A 17,707-nucleotide genomic window follows, 5' to 3' on the forward strand; every position below is an offset into this window, starting at 1 on the left:
GTTCTCCAGCCCATGCACCGCAGAACCGCCCGAGGGGTCCCGTGACCGTCCATCCCAGCCTCCAGACCTACGCCGATGCCTGGACCCACTCCATCGAGTCGATAGCCGAGCTGGTGAGCCCGCTCACCGAGGGGGAGTGGAACGGCCGTACTCCATGCCCCAACTGGTCGGTGCGCGACATCGTGTCGCACATCATCGGCATGGAGTGTGAGCAGCTCGGTGACCCGCGCCCCATCCACACCCTGCCGCGCGATCTCTACCATGTGCAGAGCGACTTCGCCCGCTACATGGAGATGCAGGTCGATGTGCGGCGCCACCACACCGCGCCGGAGATGACCTCCGAGCTGGAGTACACGATCATCCGGCGGTCCCGTCAGCTGCGCAACGAGACGCGTGACCCGGAGACCATGACACGCGCGCCGCTCGGCGCCGAGCAGACCCTCGAACTGGCGCTGCGGATGCGCGCCTTCGACGTCTGGGTGCACGAGCAGGATCTGCGGACGACGCTGGGGAAGCCCGGCAACCTGGACTCCCCCGGGGCCGTGATCGTCCGGGACACGCTGCTGGCGGCGCTGCCGAAGGTGGTCGCCAAGGACGCGGGCGCACCGCCCAACTCGGCCGTGGTGCTGGATGTGCACGGTCCGGTGGAGTTCCTGCGGACGGTCCGGGTCGACGCGGAGGGCCGCGGCTCCGTGGACGGTGCGCCGTCGCTGGGTCCCGCGGTGACGCTGGCGATGGACTGGGAGACGTACGTACGGCTGGCCTGCGGCCGGGTGCGGGCGAGCGCGGTCGCGGACGGCATCAAGACCGAGGGCGATCAGGAGCTGGCCGCCGCCATCCTGCGGAACTTCGCGGTCACCCCGTAGTCACGGCAATCGGCGCGCCCATCCCCACGGGGGGACGGGCGCGCCGCCGTCGTTCTCGCGGTCACGCGGGTACGTGCACGGCCTCCACGCGGCTGATCACGTGGTGCTCGCGCTCCCGGTGCGCGGCCCTGAGCCGTAGCCGCAGGATCTGCGTGATGCCGAGGGCCTCCAGGACGAAGACCGAGGCGAACGCGACGCGGTAGTTGTCACCGGTCGCGTCCAGCAGCACGCCGACCGCGAACAGCGTGGTCATCGACGCGATGAAGCCGCCCATGTTGACGATCCCCGACGCGGTGCCCTGGCGCTCCGGCGGGTTGGCCGGGCGGGCGAAGTCGAAGCCGATCATCGACGCGGGCCCACAGGCGCCGAGCACCACGCACAGCGTGATCAGCAGCCACATCGGCGCGTGGTCGCCGGGGTACAGGATGGCCGAGGCCCACAGGAGCGCCGTCGCCGCGACCGTGCCCAGCGCGAGCGGGAGCCGGGCCGCGTGGTGCCGGGCGATGATCTGGCCGTAGACCAGGCCGACGGCCATGTTGGAGAGCACCACCAGGGTGAGCAGCTCCCCCGCCGTCCCCCGGCTCAGCCCCTGCGCCTCGACCAGGAACGGCATGCCCCACAGCAGCAGGAACACCATGGCGGGGAACTGCGTGGTGAAGTGCACCCACATCCCGAGCCGGGTGCCGGGCTCCCGCCAGGCGGCGGCGATCTGCTTGCGCACGTACGCCGCTCCGGCGTGCTCCGCGGGCGGCGGTTCGTGGCCCTCGGGGTGGTCCTTCAGGAAGAGCAGCAGCAGGACCAGCACCACGACCCCGGCCAGTGAGCTGCCGACGAAGGTGGTGGTCCAGCCGAAGCCGTGCAGCGAGCGGGCGATCACCAGCGTCGAGACGAGGTTGCCGGCCATCCCGAAGAGGGCGGCGACCTGGGCGATCATCGGGCCGCGCCGGGCCGGGAACCAGCGCGTCCCCAGCCGCAGCACGCTGATGAACGTCATCGCGTCGCCGCAGCCGAGCAGGGCGCGGGAGGCCAGCGCGGCACCGTACGACGGGGAGAGCGCGAAGCCGAGCTGTCCGAGGGTGAACAGGACGGCGCCGATGGCGAGGACCTTCTTGGTGCCCAGCCGGTCCACCATCAGGCCGACGGGTATCTGCATGCCCGCGTAGACGAGCAGCTGGAGGATGGAGAAGGTGGAGAGCGCGGAGGCGTTGACGTGGAACCGGTCGGCGGCGTCGAGTCCGGCGACGCCCAGGCTGGTGCGGAAGATGATGGCGACGAAGTAGACGGCGACGCCGATGCCCCAGACCCGGGCGGCACGCCGGCCGCCGGGCGGATCACCGGGCAGGGAGAGGGTGGGGTAGGCGGCGGAGCTCACCGGTCCTCCCCCCTGACCAGCACCTTGACCCGGCTCACATGACGGCGCACGACGTGCGCGGCACCGTCCGCGTCGCCGGACCTGATCGCCTCCAGCAGCTCACCGTGCTCGGTGATGTTGGCGGCGATCCTGCCGGGGTGGGCCTCCATGACGGCGACGCCCATCCGCAGCTGACGGTCGCGGAGCTGGTCGTAGAGGCGGGACAGGATCTCGTTGCCGGCGTGCCGGACGATCTCGGCGTGGAAGCAGCGGTCCTTCACGGAGACGGCCGCCAGATCACCCGCCTCCGACATCTGCCGCTGCTCGTCGAGGAGTTCCTCCAGCCGGGCGATCAGCTTCGCGGAGGCGGGCACGGCCCGGCGCACGGCGAACTCCTCGACCAGCAGCCGGGTCTCCACGACGTCCGCGATCTCCTGCGCGGAGACGGCGAGCACCAGGGCGCCCTTCTTCGGGTAGAGCTTGATCAGCCCCTCCACCTCAAGGCGCAGCAGCGCCTCGCGCACGGGCGTCCGGGAGACCCCGACGGCGTCCGCGAGATCGCCCTCGGTGAGGAGCGTCCCGCCCTCGTAACGGCGGTCCAGGACCGCTTCCTTGATGTGGGTGTAGACGCGCTCGGCGGCAGGGGGACGCTTCACGGGCGGGCGGACGGGCGAGGAGGCTGGGGCAGGCATGCGCACAGCATAGATACAACATGGATGCGGACAACGGCGCGTCCGGATACTGGACCGCGCCGGGGCACACCCCGGTGCACGCCCGGCGAACGTGGGTACACGGAGGGCTCGGGGGTGCGGAGAGAGCGCCCCACAGGCCCCAGGGGTGGCGACCATGGCCGAGACCGGAACGGACACAGACACGGGTACGGGTACGGGTACGGGCACAGGCACAGGCACCGTTTCCCGTGACCGGCACTTACGGGACCGCCCGGTGCTCGCCGGAGCGGTGTACGCCGTCGCGATCGGCGTGACGGGGGGCCTGGCCGGAGCGGTCGCCGGACTGGGCTGGGAGAACCGGCCCGGCCTGGTCGTGGGAATCCTGATCGTCCTGGTCGTCGGTGTCAGCGCGACGGCGGGGGCGCTTTCCGGCCGGTCGACAGCGCGACAGGCCGGGATACCGCGCAAGAGCCTGCGCCCGCTCCTGCGGCACATCCGGCACGTGGACATCCCCGACGACCCACGGGAACGCGCGGAGATGGGGCGGCTGGTGGCCGTGCAGCGCGAGACCCTGGAGCGGCCGAACCGGCACCGCTGGGTGTTCCGGGCCGTCGCGGCGGTGTTCGTACTGAGTGCGGTGTTCCAGTTCCTGGACGGTTCCCCCCTCTGGGGCGTCACGATGCTGGCGCTCGCCGCGCTGCAGCTCTGCCAGCCACTGCTCAGCCGCAAGGCGCTGGGGCGGCTCGACCGGGTGACGGCGGGACTCCGCCGCCGGGAGCAGGAGACGGCGTGACCCCGGACCGCCGGGCGCGGCACCGGCCCGCACCACCCGCCGAGCGACAGCCGGCCCCGCGCCGCGAACGGGTCCGGGCCGGAAAATTCACCCCCTACTCCCTACAACCATTGATCCGTCCCATACGTCTCATCCAGCGCGCGGCAGTCTCATGTGCGCGCATACCAGGGGCATTTGGAGTGTTCGACTTGAATATCGAGATCAAGGGCATAAGGCGCGTATCGGCCACCGCCACGGTCGCCCTCACCGCAGGTGCCGTCATCGCGGGAGGCGCGTTCGCCTCCCAGGCCCAGGCCGCCGCCGCACCGAAGCCGCCGACGATCGTCGCCAAGGGCGGCTACGTGATGAACAACGGCACCGGGAAGTCCCTGTTCAGCAAGGCCGCGGACACCCGCCGCTCCACCGGCTCCACGACGAAGATCATGACCGCCCGGGTGGTGCTGGCCACGAAGGGCCTCAACCTGGACTCCAAGGTCACGATCCAGAAGGCGTACAGCGACTACATCGTCTCCAAGGGCGCGTCCTCTGCCCGCCTCATCGTGGGCGACAAGGTCACGGTCCGTCAGCTGCTGTACGGGCTGATGCTGCCGTCCGGCTGCGACGCCGCGTACGCCCTGGCCGACAAGTTCGGCTCGGGCTCCACGCGCGCCGCCCGGGTGAAGTCGTTCATCGGCAAGATGAACAGCACGGCCAAGACCCTCGGCCTGAAGAACACGCACTTCGACTCCTTCGACGGCATAGGGAACGGGTCCAACTACTCGACCCCGAAGGACCTCACGAAGATCGCGAGCAGCGCGATGAAGTACTCCACCTTCCGCAGCGTCGTCAAGACCAAGTCGACGAAGCAGAAGGTCACGACGAAGAGCGGTGGCTACCGCTACATGTCGTGGACCAACACCAACAAGCTGCTGGGTACGTACAGCGGCGCGATCGGTGTGAAGACGGGCTCCGGTCCGTCGGCCAAGTACTGCCTGGTCTTCGCCGCGACCCGCAAGGGCAAGACCGTCATCGGTACGGTCCTGACGGCCACGTCCGAGTCCACCCGGACCGCGGACGCGAAGAAGCTCATGGACTACGGCTTCAAGAAGTAGCCCTGCCGGGTTCTGCCCGACGTCACGGATGAGGGGCCCTGCGGCAGTCCGCAGGGCCCCTTCTCCGTTTCCTCACCGTATTAGCCGTCCCGCCCGTCCTCCGCCTCGGCCGCACGCGGGCGGCGGCTGCGGAAGCGTTCCAGGACGGCCGCGCCGAGCAGCACCAGCCCGATGGCGACGACCTTGACCGCCTGGTAGCCGGCCGTCGTGTCGTCCATCGCGTCGGACCACACGAACACCCACAGCGTCCCGACGATCCCGACGACGATGAGGAGGACGGCCCCGACCGGGCCGATGCCCCACCACCACGGGGCCTCGGGGTGCGCGTCGGGCCGGTCGTGTTCGTCGTTCGTCAAGATCGTTCTCCAGCTGGTGAAGCGTTGTCGGCACCCGGTGCCTTCCCGGAACTCCGAGGCGCAGTCCCCCGTTTCGGGAGGGGCGGCGGCCGGCTCGGAGCGGGTCGGCTGTCAGAGCCTCGCAGTACGGTCGCCCCATGGCAACCACCATCGATCTGACCCTGGACGCCGCGGACGCGCAGCTGCTCGCGGCCTTCTGGAGGACGGCTCTCGGTTACGTCGACGAGCCACCGCCCGCCCCCTTCCGCACCCGCGAGGAGTGGCACGCGTCCTTCGACCTGCCGGAGGACGACTCCGTGGACGACGGCGCGTGGCTCTGCGATCCCGACGGCAACGGCCCCCGCCTGGCCGTACTCAAGGTCCCCGAGCCCAAGACCGCGAAGAACCGGCTCCACATGGACGTCCGGGTGCCGGGACACGGCACGCCCGACGAGCGCTGGGCCCGGATCAGGGCGGAGTCCGAACGCCTGGTGCGGGCGGGCGGCACCGCCCTGGAGGTGTTCGACGGTCATCACGTCGTGATGGCGGATCCGGAGGGCAACGAGTTCTGCGTGGGGGCCGGGCCTTCCTGAGAGCCCGCCGACCGGGGGAGACCGGGGTCTTCCGTTCGGATCAGCCCGTGCAGGGCGAACCGCGCCCGTAGGCGTGTCCGGTGGAGCGGTGGCGGATCCACGGGGTGGACGCCCGGCCGTGCTCGGCCTCCGGCCCCGCCGCTACCGTGCTGCCGATCCCCGTCGTCCAGGCAAGGGCGTTCCGTTGTACACCGTTTGAGACCTCCCACGAGCTGATCTGTCGCACGTCACACCTGTGCGCCGTGCTCGGCCCCCGGCGGTGCCGGTCGCCGGGCTGCTCGTACGGACGGGCCCCGCACGGGGTCCGTCCTGACGGACGCACCCCGCAGGGCTCCCGCACCCCAGATGAACCCCCGTTCCCGGGGCATACGCGTCCCATGACCTCATCGTGGAACGAAGCGAAGGGCCGCACCGTCCGGGCCGGGTGCGCGCTGGTTCCGCTGCTGGTGCTGACGGCCTGCGGGCACGACGGACCGGACCAGGCGCTGCCCGGGGCGGCGCACACCTCCTCCACCGGAGGATTCCGGACCACCTCCCTCACGCAGGGGAGCCGACTCGTCATCACCACCCAGGGCGGCGTCCGGGTCGTCGGGACGGACGACGACCACCTGACGGTGGACACGGCGGTCCTCGCCCATGGGGACGGGGACAGGGGTACGTACACCCTCGACCTGCCCTGCGACGACGGCGACGACCGGGCGAAGGCGAACTGCGGCGGCATGCCGCTCGTACGCGTACCGAGCGGCGTCACACTCACGGTGCGGGCGCGCAACGCCGGCATCGATGTGAGCGATGTGCGGGGCGGGCTGAGCCTGAGCACCGTCAACGGAGACGTCACCGTGCAGGACGCGGGCACGAAGAGCGCCCGCCAGCACCTCGTGACGCGTAACGGGTCCGTCCGCGCGAACAGTCTCAAGGGGGCCGGTATCGAGGCGGAGACGGTCAACGGCGACGTCGATCTGGGGTGCGCCACCTCGCCCGACACGCTCGACGGCGTGACCCGCAACGGCTCCGTGCGCGTGACACTGCCGGCCGACGCACCCGCGTACGCGACCGACGCGCAGACCGTGAACGGCCGCTCGACCACGAATGTCCCGTCCGACGCCTCGGACCACAAACACCGGCTGACCCTGCGCACCGTCAACGGCGACACCGAGGCCCGACGCGGTTAGTGCCTGTCCGGCGGATCATGGCCGGGGGCGCGGCGTCCTATCCGGCCCTGATGCGTCGAACAGGCCCTAACCGCACATCCACCCGACCAGGACATTACTGGATTTTCCTCCTATATTCAGACAATGCGCTCTGTTGGTCTCACGTCCTTACTCCCCACGCCGACGGAGGCCCCGAGGTGAAGGACCCCGGAAGGCTTGAGGCGCTGCGGCTGGCGGGGCTGACCGCGGCGGCCGATCCCGGCATGGACCGCTTCGCGCGGCTGGTCACCCGCCTCCTGCGCGTCCCGGTCTCCCTGGTCTCGCTGCTGGAGTCCGACCGGCAGGTGTTCCCCGGCATGGTCGGGATGTCGGGCTTCTGGGCGGACCGGCGCGAGACCCCCCTGACGCACTCCTTCTGCCAGCACGTCGTCGCGGACGGGAAGCCGCTGGTCCTCAGCGACGCCCGTCTGCACCCCCGCACCTGCGCCAGCCTCGCCATCCCCGACCTCCAGGTGATCGCCTACGCCGGGATGCCGCTCACCGATGCCGACGGACACGTCCTCGGGTCGCTCTGCGCCATCGACCACCAGCCCCGGACGTGGACGGCGGACGAGCTGCGCGATCTGGAGGACCTGACCGCCGCCTGCTCGATGGAGCTGCGGCTGAGGATCGCCTCTGAGCTGATCCAGCGGGACCGCGACCACGCCGGCCTCCTGCTGCGCGCCGCCATCGAGCTCGCCCACGCCCACGACCTGACGGATCTCACCCGGCGCCTGCGCCACCTGTTCCAGGGCCCCGCGGAGCCCACGTACGTCGGCCTGCTGCTGGCGGACGGCGGGCAGCTGTGGCGCGTGATCGACCCGGACGACGTCCGGCCCGTGGAGAGCGCCATCGACCGGCTGGAGCGGGAGGCGGACTTCCCCAGCGCCCTGGCCATGCGCGAGCAGCGCACCGTCTTCGTACCGGACCGCCCGGCGCTCCTGAGCGGCTTCGGGCCCGAGGCCGTCGCCGGGTACGACTCGCTGGGCCTGGAGTCCGTCCTGTGCGTCCCGCTGCCCAACCGGCTCGGCGTCCTGACGTGGTGCTGGCCCCGCCCTCACATCCTGGCACCGACCGAGGAGGCCGTCCTCAGCACGGTGGCGGGGTACGTGAGCCAGGCGGTGGAGCGCACCCGCTTCGTGGCCAACCGGCTCAGCACCGCGGAGCAGCTCCAGGCCGCGATGCTGACCGAGCTGCCGGACGTGCCGGGGCTGGACATGGCGGCCCTGTACCTGCCCGCCGCCGACCAGGACATGGTGGGCGGCGACTGGTACGACGCCTACCCGCTGCCCCCGGCCCCGCCCGCCACCCGGCCCGCCCTCATGCTCTCCATCGGCGACGTCATCGGACACGACGTCCAGGCGGCCACCGTGATGGGCCAGATCCGCAGCATGCTCCGCCAGGCGAGCCTCGACGACCCGGCCCACTCGCCCGCCGCGGCCCTGCACGCGATCGACAAGGCCATCGACACCCTGCCGCTGGGCCTGGGGGCCACAGCGGTCCACGCCCGTCTCGACCTCGACGACGGCCGGTGGCGGCTGACCTGGTCCAACGCCGGGCACCCCCCGCCGCTGCTGCACACCCCGGAGGGCGGCGTCTCGTCCCTGGACGCCCACGACCTGCTCCTCCTCGGCACATCGGACGACCCGCCCCGCCACGACCACGGCCGCGACCTCCCGCCGGGCAGCGTGCTCCTCCTGTACACCGACGGACTGGTCGAACGCCGCGACGAGGACATCGACACCGGAACCGCGTACACCGCGTCCGTACTCGCCCGGCACTGCGACAAGCCCTTGCCGCTGCTCCTGGAAGCCCTCTCCGAAGGGCTCGCGGAGGTCCCCCAGCGCGACGACGTGGCGGTGCTGGTGGTGCGGGTCAGCCGGAGCGGCCGGTGACCCGCGGAGCGGCGTCACCGGGCCGGGCCCGCCCGGCCCGCCCCGCCGCGGAAGAGCCTCAACGCCGCAGAGCCGCCACCGCCGCGTCGAAGGCCGAGTCGCGGCCCTTCGCGAACTCCTCCTCGGTGAAGACCGGCGTCCGGATGTGCGGCGGGATGCCCGTCCCGTCGAAGGTCCGGCCCGAGCGGGTCAGGAACTCCTCGTTCGGCAGCCACAGCGCCATGCCGTTCGGCAGCACCCGGTCCATCGTGTCCGAGAAGACGCCCTGGGTGGGCTCCCCGATCCTGACCGTCCTGCCGGGCCGGTCGATGAGCGCCTGCGTGAACGTCTCACCCGCGCTGTACGTCGTCCCGGAGGTCAGTACGGCGACGGGGCCGGTGTAGCGGGGCCTGCCCTTCGCGGGCTGTACGGGGACGGGCCGGGGCCGGGTGTACTGGGTGCGCTTGCGGTAGGCGACGTACGGGGTGTCCGTCAGCCGCTCCGCGATGTGCACGCCGAGCGCGTCCGAGCCGCCGCCGTTGATCCGTACGTCGATGACCAGCCCCTGGAGCGACGCCGTGCGCCCGGTGGTGAGGACGCTGTCCAGCGCCTCGTCGAGCCGGTCCAGCTGCGCGGCGTAGCCGGGGTCCTCCGTGTCGTACCCGGCGAATCCGGAGATCCGCAGATAGCCCAGCCCGTCCGGCAGATCCGCGTAGCTGATCCGCCCGTTCGCGAACTCCCCGGGCTTCTTGCCCCTGAGGTCGCGGGCCACGATGTGGTTCTTGATCCTGGTGTCCAGCTCCGGACCGGGCACCGCCGTTCCCGGCCGGTTCCCGGCGAAGTAGCGGTCCCCGTCGAAGACGGCCACATGGGCGTCGTACAGCGGCTTCACCATGTCGCTGAAGAGCGCGAACAGTTCGTCGCGGGTGGTGGTCGCGTGCACCTTCGGGCGGTACGCGTCCCGCACGGCGTGCCAGTCGACGCCCTTGGCGCCGAAGAAGGGGTAGTTCTCCTCGAAGGACTGCCAGAACACGTCGAACGTCGTCACCGGGTCCGTGGCGGTGGGGCGCTCGCACTCCTGCGGCAGCCGCTCGATCCGCCGCAGCTCCCTGCGCCCCACAGAGCCGGACAGCTCCAGCGAGCCGGTGTCGGGGCGCACGGTGAGGATCGTCCCGTCGTCGGCCCTGAACACGCCGGGCCCCGTCTGCGCCGCGGACTCACCCTCCAGGCAGCTCACCGAGGTCGTCTGGTACTCCCGCAACCGCCCGTCCGCGATGCGCAGGACCGTCCCGTAACCCTTCACCCGCCACGTGCCGTCGGCCGACACCGGCCGCGCCGCCGCAGCCGGTGCGATCGCACCGCCGGTGAGGGCCAGCGCCACGAGTGCCGTCGCGGCCTTGGAACTCCGAAGTCGCACAGTCTCCCCTTTCCTCGTACGCGTACTGCGTCACGGAACCGACGATCGCGCACGGCCCGCCGGGGCGACATCGGGCAGGCAGGCGGATCGGCAGGGGGGATATCCCCTCACTCCCGCCGGTCGCCGTCGGCGCTCGGCTCCGCCGCCTCGAAAGCCCTGGCCACCGCGAGGCTGTCCTCGTAGACGTGGTGCCGGGTGACCAGACCGTCCGCGAACGTGAGGTGCAGGGCGAACCGTGCCCGGTAGGCCCGTCCGGTGGACCGGGCCGTCTGCCGGATCTCCCCGAACACGACCGCGTCGTCGCCGTCCACGAGGATGCGCTCGATCTCGGTGGCCGCAGAGCCGGGCACGTGGTGCTCGCCCAGCTCGCGGTAGTGCGCGGCGGCGTCGGCGCGGGTGGAGCGGTGCCGGATCCACGGGGTGGCGGCCCGTCCGTGCTCGGCCTCCGGCCAGTCCAGCTTCCAGTCACCGCGCTCGGCGTACAGCTCCGCGATGCGCTCCGGGTCCCCCGCGCCGATCCGGCGCAGCAGCTCCTCCACGGCGGCGCGGGTGGTGGTGGGCGCGGACGCGGTAACTGCCATGGCTGAACCTCCGGTTCGGGACGCGCCCCGGTCGGAGCGGCGACCGCCATCCTGACCCGCACCGGCCGCCACCGCGATTACCTCCCGGGTAAGGGCGGCCCCACGGCGAGGCACGGAAAACCGGTGGATTGACGCCCCCGCCCGCCGCTACCGTGCTGCCGGTCCCCGTCGTCCAGGCAAGGGCGTTCCGTTGTACACCGTTTGAGACTTCCCACGAGCTGATCTGTCGCGCGTCGCACCTGTGCGCCGTGCTGATTCCTGCTGCGGACTTCTCACACTGAAACCGGTGTACCCCTGTGCTCAACAACTGGGTCGTCATGCCCACTTGCCTTCCACTCGTCCTCCGCCGCTGCCACACGTGCGCGTCCGGGACCTTCCGCGCGAACGGCAAGTTCCGCGTCAACGCCAACCACAAGCTCCTCGACGCGTGGCTCCTCGCGCTCTGCACGGTGTGCGGGGAGACCACCAAGCTCACGGTCCTGGAACGGGCGCACGTGCGCTCCATCCGGCCCGAACTGCTGGACCGGATGCACGACAACGATCCGGCTCTCGCCGCCGAGTTGCTCCAGGACCCGGCCCTACGGCGCCGTAACCGCGTCGCCCTCGACTGGACGGGGGCCTGGCGCCTCGACACGGGCGACCTGGTCGATCCGGACCGCGAGGTGATCGACGTATCGGTCCGCTTCGCGGCACGGATTCCGGTCCGGCCGGTACGGCTGATCGCCGAGGGGTGCGGCCTGTCGCGGGCTGCGGTCGGCAGGCTGATCGCGGAGGAGAAACTCATCTCCGCGATCCGGCTGAACAGCAAGACCTCCGCCGATTTCACCTTCATGCTCAAGCGCTGAGCGCGTAGTGAAGTCCGGGGCCTGTCCGGTGATCGCCGCTGGGCAGGCCCCGCCCTGCCGACTGTTCGACCAGGCAAACCGGTCGACGAGACCTCCAAGGGCCGGCTCGTCCTGCGCTCACCGACCGCCTACGACGGCTGCGCTCGGAACCGATCATCCAGACCCGCAGAGGTATGACGGCCGGTCCGCCTTCCGGGGGAGACGGACCGTTCTGCGGGTAGACGCCGGCGCCCTGCGCCGTCCGTAGCTTCGGAACATGCGCTCCCACCCCGAATCCGAACCGCCCCCGCGCCCTGGCTGGGCCCACGCCGCCGCACTCTGGCTCGCCGTCAGCTTCGTATGGCATCTGCAGATGGGCGTGATGTACGAGGATGCCATCGGGCCCGGCTCCCACGGCGACGCCGAGATCGCGGTCTTCCTCGCCTACGACGGTCTGATCACTCTCATGTCGGCGGCCGGCGTCGGCTGCGTCCTCGCCACGGTGAGGCCCTGGGGCGCCCGCGTCCCGCGTTGGATGGTGCGGGGCCCCCTCCTCTTCGGCTGCGCCCTGCTGACGCTGCGCGGGCTGCCCGGACTCATCGAGAACATCACCGTGGCGACCGGGCTCACCCCGCACGGCCTGCTCGGCATGGAGGACGAGGCGATCGACGCCGGCAGCCGGACCTTCTGGAAGAGCATCGTGATCAACTCCTACTTCTTCCTGGGCGCGTTCACGCTGATCCCGGCGACACGGCGCTACACCCGCCGCCTCCGTGCACCTCATCAACTAGACGTCTAATTCTGACTTTTGACATCAGAGAACATAAAAATCCAGAACCCAACTCGATCAAGTCGGGTTCGTGGGGCAGGCGAAGCAGAGGCGTCGGGAGGTGCCGGAGGGGATCCCGGGTCTGCGAGCCCCCCGGGCCGCATGGGCACACCCGGCGCGCCTGTCAGTCGGCAGTCTCACGGAGGGGAAGTTACACATGATGCGAATCATGAAGAAGGGCGCGGTATGCGCTGTGACCGTCACGCTGGCGACGGCGCTCGCCGGCTGCGGCGGCGGTGACGACGAGGACCAGGGCAAGCAGCCCGCCGCGTCGAGCAGCATGAAGGCGGCAGCTACACCGTCGGCAGAGACTTCTTCGAGTGCGCAGGAGAGCGCGCCCGCCCCGGATGCCGCCGCGTCGGACAGTCAGGCACCGGAGCAGGACGGAGCGAGCGACGCGAAGGAGTTCGGGCCGCAGGGCTACGGCGAGCTGAAGCTGGGCATGCGACCGAGCGAGCTGGCCGGGCTCTCGCAGCTGGTCAAGGTCACCGCCCAGCCGGGCAAGGGCCCTTCCGAGTGCGGAACCTTCGCGTGGCTCGATGACACCAGCAAGATCGGCGGCTACATCTCCGGGCAGCAGGGCGTGTCGAGCGTGTTCGCCAAGCCGGGCTGGAAGACGCGGGAAGGCATCGCCGTCGGCTCGTCCACGACGGCCGTGAAGGCCGCCTACCCGAAGCTCAAGGAAGGGCCGAACTACTCCAGCGCGGAAGTACCGCAGAACGACAGCGCCGAGTACGGGTTCCTGTTCGCCGGGGGCAAGGTGAAGGAACTCCTCATATCGACTCCCGATCAGGACTGCCACAACTGAGGAGTCGCCGTCCTTCCGCCCGGTGCGGGGAGCCGTCAGCGTGCCCTGCGGGGCGTGGCCCCTTCCAAGGAGCCCGAGCTGACGGCCCCGCCCGGGGGCCGGGCACCGCCAGTGTGCGCCTGGAGCGGTTCCGGTGCGGCCGGCACGCTACGGCTGCCGCCCCAGCGCGGCCTGGAAGGCGTCCCACGCGGCGGGGGCGAGCACGAGGACGGGGCCGCCTGTCTGCTTGGAGTCGCGGACGGCGACGGTGCGGGGGATGTTGCGGGCCACCTCGACGCACTCGCGCTCAGCCGTGCTGTAACTGGACTTGAAGAACTGGAACTTGGTCACGCCTTGAATTCCTTAGCAATGCTGTCGATGAACTGAGCCGAATCGTGCGGCGACAGACTCACCTTCATCACGTGGTTGAACAGCGCGACGAACTCGGCACTTTCCTCTGCGTGCTCCACCCAGATCGTGGACCGAGGAGTGTCCATGTGTACAACATCGACCGCTTTGTTTTCCCCGAACGAAAGGATGTTGAAGGGGCCACTGCTCCCGGGGTTCGCCCCCACACGGAAGGGCAGCACTTGGATGTGGACGTTGGGTCGTTCCGCGAGCTGGCTCAGATGAGCCAACTGCCGGGCCATGACTCCGGGCCCACCCACCAGATGCCGAAGGGTGGCTTCCCAGAGCACCGCGTGGATACGGAGAGGCACCTCGTCGTAGAGCCTTTGCTGACGCTTGGCGCGCGCAGTGACGACGTCTTCGATCCGGTCGATATCCTCCTCGGGCAACTGAGCCACGCACAGTGCGCGCGTGTACTCAGCTGTCTGGAACAGCCCCGGTACGAGTGCCACCTGCCACTGCCTGACCTTGATGGCCGCATCCTCCATGGCAATGTATTCCACCTGCGTGGCAAGGGTTGGCGTGTCGTTCCACCAGCCCTTTACCCTGCGTCGGTCGCGGTCCGTCTTCGCGAGTTCGAGGAGACCGGCCAGCACCTCGTCGTCCGTCATGTCGTACAACTGGCACAGCGCCCGGATATCCGGATCACGCACCGGAACCCAACCGCTCTCCATCTTGACGACTTTGGTCGCAGTCGCACTCAGATACTGAGCCGCTTGCTGCTGCGTCATGTGCGCGGCCACGCGCAGCCGTTGTAGTTCTCCGCCAAGGCGCCGACCGAGCACAGTCGAGGCCCGGCCACTTCTCTTGCCGGTCCCAGATTCCTGCATGGCGACCTCCAACCCATCGCGCTCAGTCTGCCAGGGATCACGCTCCGGGTTGACCCATTCGCTCATTCGGGGAATATATTCCCTACACCGCTTGAGCGCAGGTTGTATGTGCCGCTACGTTCGGCACCACGCCGCTCACCCAGCGGCACCGCCCCGCGGAAGTGCACCGCCCTGCCCTGCTCAGGCTCGGGCCCAGGACCGGCATCGCCACCGCCCCCCACCGAGAGGCACGCGTCCATGACCGCAGCCCAGGAGAAGGCCCCTGCCCCCGAGCCCGTCCTCCAGGAGGACCGGCTCGACTACACGCCCACCGCGCGCAGCGTCCACCTCTGCCGGCTCCGGGCCGTGCGGCTGGTGACCGAGTGGGGGTATCCCAACCACGTGGCGGAAGTCGCTCTGCTGGTCAGCGAGTTGGCGACCAACGCCTTACTGCACGGCTCCGTGCGCGGGCGGCTCTTCCGCGTTCACCTCATCCTCACGGCCACCACCCTCCGCATCGAGGTCAGCGACCCGCGCGGCGAGCGGCTGCCGGCTGTGCGCCAGGCGGAGGACGACGACTGCTACGGGCGCGGGCTGCTCATCGTCGACCGGCTCGCCGACCGCTGGGGCGTCGAGCCGCGCACCGTCGGCAAGACCGTCTTCGCCGAAGTCGCCCTGCGCAGGCGGCCGGACGTGGCGACGCGCCTCTGACCGAAGGCAGTCCTCGCCAAAGACAAAGCGGGCCCGCGCACACCTCGCGCGGGCCCGCCTCACACACGTACTTGATCAGCCGCCCTGCCCGGCGCTGCCGATCGGGCCGACCGTCACCTTGCCACCGTCGCTGCCGTCCCCCGCGGGCAGCGAGCTCTCGCCCGGCCAGGCGAGGGTGACCGACTTCGTCTCGTTCGGCGGGGTCACCACGAGACCCGTGATGCGGACACCGGAGCCACCCGTCTTGTTGAGCGGGTAGCTGACGTTGGAGTCGATCTCCTTGCCGTTCTTGAGGGTGTACGGGTCGCCGGGGTCGCCCTTGCGCGTGGCGGAGATCGTCCCCGCGTTCGTCTTGAGGTCGACGCCCACGAACCCGGAGATCACGCAGTCCGCGCCGCTGATGTTCGTCAGCCCCACCGCGATGCTGCCGTCGCGGTCGCCGTCGATGAACGTGTTCGTCGTCGTGACCTTCAGGCCGTCGGTGGTGCACTTGCCGCCCTTGGCACTGGAGCCGCCCCCGCTCCCACCGGAGGACGAGCCGCCGGAGGACGAGCCGCCGGAATCCGAGCCGGCCGAGTCCGGGGCGGGTGACTCCTTGCCGTCGGCCTGGTCCGAACCACCCGAGTCCGAGCCACCGCCGGAGGCAGACGCGGCGGACGCGGACGACCCGGACGACGGGTCGGACTGTCCTGCGGCGTCGTCGTCGTTCTGGCAGGCCGTGAGCGAGAGACCCGCGGCGAGCGCCAGGGCTGCGAAGGTGAGCTTACGAGCGCGCATGGTTCCGTCCTCAGAATCGGTTGGTCAGTACCGGCCCGCACGGTACGGGTCGGTACCGGCGAGCGCTTCTGATCAATAGGACCCACTGGACGGACTCGGCCGTTCCGCCCGTTCACGGGCTAATACATGGCTGTTACAAGCGCGCCGAGCCGGAACGGACCGGCGGGCGGGCAGCTGCGCACCCTCTGAGCTGGGGTTCTTCCCGGCGTAGCCCGGCCTGGAATGAGTTCCAGGCGGCGGGGCGAGGAGGAGCAAGGGGGCCGACGGGGGCCTTGGAGTCACAGACGGCGACGGCAATGCGGGCGCCTGCGACTGTTTACGGGCGCGGGCCGCTCATCGTCGACCGGCCCCCCGACCGCCGGGGCGTCGAACGCGGCTTCGCCTCACCCCACGGCTTCAGCCCCTTGCGCATCCGCTGGGAACAACGCGCAGACATCCACGAAGCCTTCCGCGAACTCGCCTGCTGCCTCATCACCCACCGACAGATCAACTCATTGCGCTGGCGGCAATTAAGCGGCGATTCGCCCCCGGGCCTCAGGACCTGCCCGGCGGAACCACCGGACAGGTCCTGATACACCAGCCTCGTATTCGACCGGCTGGAGTCAGCCACTACTGTTCGACTGTGAGAGCCCAGCGGACAGCCGAAGGCGCCGATACTCGGACACTACCCTCAGCACGAGCCCTCTTGAGCCTCAACTCGTTATAGGTACTGCTCACTTCTCCTTCTACGCACTCCAGAGGAAAAGATATAGCTACCGGATCAATGAAGACCTTGAGCGTACCCTTGCCTTGACAGTTCACCTGAATCGCCATGGAATCAGGCCCGATTCCACCCTTGAGCGACATCTCGGCATTTCCGTGTTTCGAAGCCACCGAGAGCACAGATTTTCCGCCGTTTACTGGCTTAGGCGCTACCGTGACCTTCTCTCCGTCAACGTGCTCGGCCCTGTCGCTGCTCCGGGAAGGAGCAGTGGGAGCCGATTTCGAAGCTGCCGGGCGCGCTGCTGCGGAGTCGTCTCCGCCGCTGCATCCGCCTGCCCCCAGGGCAACGACGACGGCCATCAGGGCGACATTGCGCCCGGGACCAGAACCCCACGGGACGCTCAGTCCTCCCACAGGTACCAACCCACCTTCATCGGCGAGTAGCTGGTGATGGTCTTCTTCGGCGTCATCTTGCAGTTGCTGTAGATGGTGTAGCTGGTACCGGTGTTCTTCAGCCGCCAGACACCGTACTTGGCATTCGTCGTCTTCTTCGACGGGGTGTTGACGGCGATCGAATTTCCGAGCTTTGCAGTCAACTTGAGACTGAGGTTGACCTCGTACTTTGCCTCGATCTTGGCAAGCATCGCATCGACACTCCCCGAGAGCCCTGCCGTGACACTCACCCCGACCTCTCCAGTGACTTCGGAAGTGAAGGTCGATCGCGCGGTCCTGGAGGTGTTGTTGTAGTTGGAGAGGGTCGCGCCAACACCCTTGTGGTACTTGGCCCCCTTTGCGGAAGGGGTATAGATGTACTGCGTCCGACCGCAGTACTCGCCGTTGGTGGTATCGCCCGGCTTGGGCGGCCGGACCGTTTCCTCCGGCTCCGGCTCCGGATCATCCACGAGGTCGCCCTCCTCCGGCTCGGCCGGAGGAGCGGTGTTTATCACCTCGGGCTCTTCGTCAGCCGAAACAAACACCGAAGGCTGCGCGTAGGCCGGCGCGGTTGCCATTCCGGCGACTATGGCGAACGCGATGGCAGAACCGATTGATCCGCTCTTGATGATTCCCATAAGGAACTCTCCCCCCTGTCCGCCCCTC

19 protein-coding genes and 1 pseudogene are annotated in these 17,707 nt (G+C 69.8%); 11 read left to right on the forward strand and 9 right to left on the reverse strand.

Annotated elements, in window-relative coordinates; translation table 11 throughout:
• The first annotated feature begins 41 nt into the window (after positions 1-41).
• The gene (locus ACFVQ0_RS15680; protein ID WP_390088279.1) at positions 42-866 is read left to right on the forward strand and encodes a maleylpyruvate isomerase family mycothiol-dependent enzyme; all 825 of its coding nucleotides are present in this window, start codon (positions 42-44) and stop codon (positions 864-866) included.
• A gap of 61 nt (positions 867-927) precedes the next feature.
• Here ACFVQ0_RS15680 and ACFVQ0_RS15685 read toward each other — a convergent pair whose 3' ends face one another.
• Positions 928-2,238 (reverse strand): nitrate/nitrite transporter, encoded by a 1,311-nt coding sequence (locus tag ACFVQ0_RS15685; RefSeq protein ID WP_390088281.1) that lies wholly within the window; start codon positions 2,236-2,238, stop codon positions 928-930.
• The gene (locus ACFVQ0_RS15690; RefSeq protein WP_371777368.1) at positions 2,235-2,909 is read right to left on the reverse strand and encodes a GntR family transcriptional regulator; all 675 of its coding nucleotides are present in this window, start codon (positions 2,907-2,909) and stop codon (positions 2,235-2,237) included. The genes ACFVQ0_RS15685 and ACFVQ0_RS15690 overlap by 4 nt, the downstream gene beginning before the upstream one ends.
• 154 nt (positions 2,910-3,063) lie before the next feature.
• Between ACFVQ0_RS15690 and ACFVQ0_RS15695 the strand changes: the two genes are divergently transcribed.
• Together ACFVQ0_RS15695 and ACFVQ0_RS15700 are read left to right on the forward strand one after the other, a co-directional pair.
• Entirely contained in the window at positions 3,064-3,681 is a 618-nt protein-coding gene (locus tag ACFVQ0_RS15695) for a hypothetical protein (RefSeq protein WP_390088283.1), read from the forward strand.
• A gap of 188 nt (positions 3,682-3,869) precedes the next feature.
• On the forward strand, positions 3,870-4,772 hold the full coding sequence (locus tag ACFVQ0_RS15700) for a D-alanyl-D-alanine carboxypeptidase family protein (RefSeq protein WP_390088862.1): 903 nt from the start codon (positions 3,870-3,872) through the stop codon (positions 4,770-4,772).
• An 80-nt stretch (positions 4,773-4,852) separates the two neighbouring features.
• Here the strand turns inward: ACFVQ0_RS15700 and ACFVQ0_RS15705 are convergent, their stop codons facing one another.
• Complete coding sequence (locus ACFVQ0_RS15705; protein WP_390088285.1) at positions 4,853-5,128, reverse strand: hypothetical protein; 276 nt, start codon at positions 5,126-5,128, stop codon at positions 4,853-4,855.
• 137 nt (positions 5,129-5,265) lie between these two features.
• Between ACFVQ0_RS15705 and ACFVQ0_RS15710 the strand changes: the two genes are divergently transcribed.
• The 3 genes from ACFVQ0_RS15710 to ACFVQ0_RS15720 all read left to right on the forward strand — a co-directional run bounded on the left by ACFVQ0_RS15710 (position 5,266) and on the right by ACFVQ0_RS15720 (position 8,785).
• The gene (locus ACFVQ0_RS15710) at positions 5,266-5,700 is read left to right on the forward strand and encodes a VOC family protein (protein WP_390088287.1); all 435 of its coding nucleotides are present in this window, start codon (positions 5,266-5,268) and stop codon (positions 5,698-5,700) included.
• A 377-nt stretch (positions 5,701-6,077) separates the two neighbouring features.
• Positions 6,078-6,872: a DUF4097 family beta strand repeat-containing protein gene (locus ACFVQ0_RS15715; RefSeq protein WP_390088289.1), complete on the forward strand. Its 795-nt coding sequence runs from the start codon at positions 6,078-6,080 to the stop codon at positions 6,870-6,872.
• A 176-nt stretch (positions 6,873-7,048) separates the two neighbouring features.
• A complete protein-coding gene (locus tag ACFVQ0_RS15720; RefSeq protein WP_390088291.1) occupies positions 7,049-8,785 on the forward strand; it encodes a GAF domain-containing SpoIIE family protein phosphatase in 1,737 nt (578 codons plus the stop codon).
• A 58-nt stretch (positions 8,786-8,843) separates the two neighbouring features.
• On the opposite strand, the gene ACFVQ0_RS15725 is transcribed toward ACFVQ0_RS15720, so the two are convergent.
• Positions 8,844-10,181 (reverse strand): S41 family peptidase, encoded by a 1,338-nt coding sequence (locus ACFVQ0_RS15725; RefSeq protein ID WP_390088293.1) that lies wholly within the window; start codon positions 10,179-10,181, stop codon positions 8,844-8,846.
• Positions 10,182-10,288: 107 nt separating this feature from the next.
• Positions 10,289-10,762, reverse strand: coding sequence for a nuclear transport factor 2 family protein (locus tag ACFVQ0_RS15730; RefSeq protein ID WP_390088295.1), 474 nt, complete (start codon positions 10,760-10,762; stop codon positions 10,289-10,291).
• A 296-nt stretch (positions 10,763-11,058) separates the two neighbouring features.
• On the opposite strand from ACFVQ0_RS15730, the gene ACFVQ0_RS15735 reads away from it, so the two are divergent.
• From ACFVQ0_RS15735 to ACFVQ0_RS15745, 3 genes are all read left to right on the forward strand, one after another.
• Positions 11,059-11,607, forward strand: coding sequence for a DUF1062 domain-containing protein (locus ACFVQ0_RS15735; protein ID WP_390088297.1), 549 nt, complete (start codon positions 11,059-11,061; stop codon positions 11,605-11,607).
• A gap of 256 nt (positions 11,608-11,863) precedes the next feature.
• Positions 11,864-12,385, forward strand: a complete 522-nt coding sequence (locus ACFVQ0_RS15740; RefSeq protein ID WP_390088298.1) for a hypothetical protein — start codon at positions 11,864-11,866, stop codon at positions 12,383-12,385.
• A 187-nt stretch (positions 12,386-12,572) separates the two neighbouring features.
• Positions 12,573-13,223 (forward strand): hypothetical protein, encoded by a 651-nt coding sequence (locus ACFVQ0_RS15745; protein ID WP_390088300.1) that lies wholly within the window; start codon positions 12,573-12,575, stop codon positions 13,221-13,223.
• 147 nt (positions 13,224-13,370) lie between these two features.
• On the opposite strand, the gene ACFVQ0_RS15750 is transcribed toward ACFVQ0_RS15745, so the two are convergent.
• Together ACFVQ0_RS15750 and ACFVQ0_RS15755 are read right to left on the reverse strand one after the other, a co-directional pair.
• Positions 13,371-13,553: a DUF397 domain-containing protein gene (locus tag ACFVQ0_RS15750; protein WP_390088302.1), complete on the reverse strand. Its 183-nt coding sequence runs from the start codon at positions 13,551-13,553 to the stop codon at positions 13,371-13,373.
• Positions 13,550-14,506 (reverse strand): helix-turn-helix domain-containing protein, encoded by a 957-nt coding sequence (locus ACFVQ0_RS15755; protein WP_390088304.1) that lies wholly within the window; start codon positions 14,504-14,506, stop codon positions 13,550-13,552. Before ACFVQ0_RS15755 ends, ACFVQ0_RS15750 begins: the two co-directional genes overlap by 4 nt.
• A 171-nt stretch (positions 14,507-14,677) precedes the next feature.
• On the opposite strand from ACFVQ0_RS15755, the gene ACFVQ0_RS15760 reads away from it, so the two are divergent.
• Complete coding sequence (locus tag ACFVQ0_RS15760; RefSeq protein WP_390088306.1) at positions 14,678-15,130, forward strand: ATP-binding protein; 453 nt, start codon at positions 14,678-14,680, stop codon at positions 15,128-15,130.
• A gap of 75 nt (positions 15,131-15,205) precedes the next feature.
• Here ACFVQ0_RS15760 and ACFVQ0_RS15765 read toward each other — a convergent pair whose 3' ends face one another.
• Positions 15,206-15,907 carry a DUF4232 domain-containing protein gene (locus tag ACFVQ0_RS15765; RefSeq protein ID WP_390088308.1) on the reverse strand — a complete coding sequence of 234 codons (702 nt, stop codon included), beginning with the start codon at positions 15,905-15,907 and terminating at the stop codon, positions 15,206-15,208.
• A 365-nt stretch (positions 15,908-16,272) separates the two neighbouring features.
• On the opposite strand from ACFVQ0_RS15765, the pseudogene ACFVQ0_RS15770 reads away from it, so the two are divergent.
• Positions 16,273-16,407: pseudogene (locus ACFVQ0_RS15770) on the forward strand (IS5/IS1182 family transposase); the annotation flags it as partial.
• A gap of 603 nt (positions 16,408-17,010) precedes the next feature.
• On the opposite strand, the gene ACFVQ0_RS15775 reads toward ACFVQ0_RS15770, so the two are convergent.
• Positions 17,011-17,679, reverse strand: coding sequence for a hypothetical protein (locus tag ACFVQ0_RS15775; RefSeq protein ID WP_390088310.1), 669 nt, complete (start codon positions 17,677-17,679; stop codon positions 17,011-17,013).
• Positions 17,680-17,707 lie beyond the last annotated feature (28 nt).

This window comes from Streptomyces sp. NPDC057900, from assembly GCF_042887885.1.
Classification (GTDB): Bacteria; Actinomycetota; Actinomycetes; order Streptomycetales; family Streptomycetaceae; genus Streptomyces.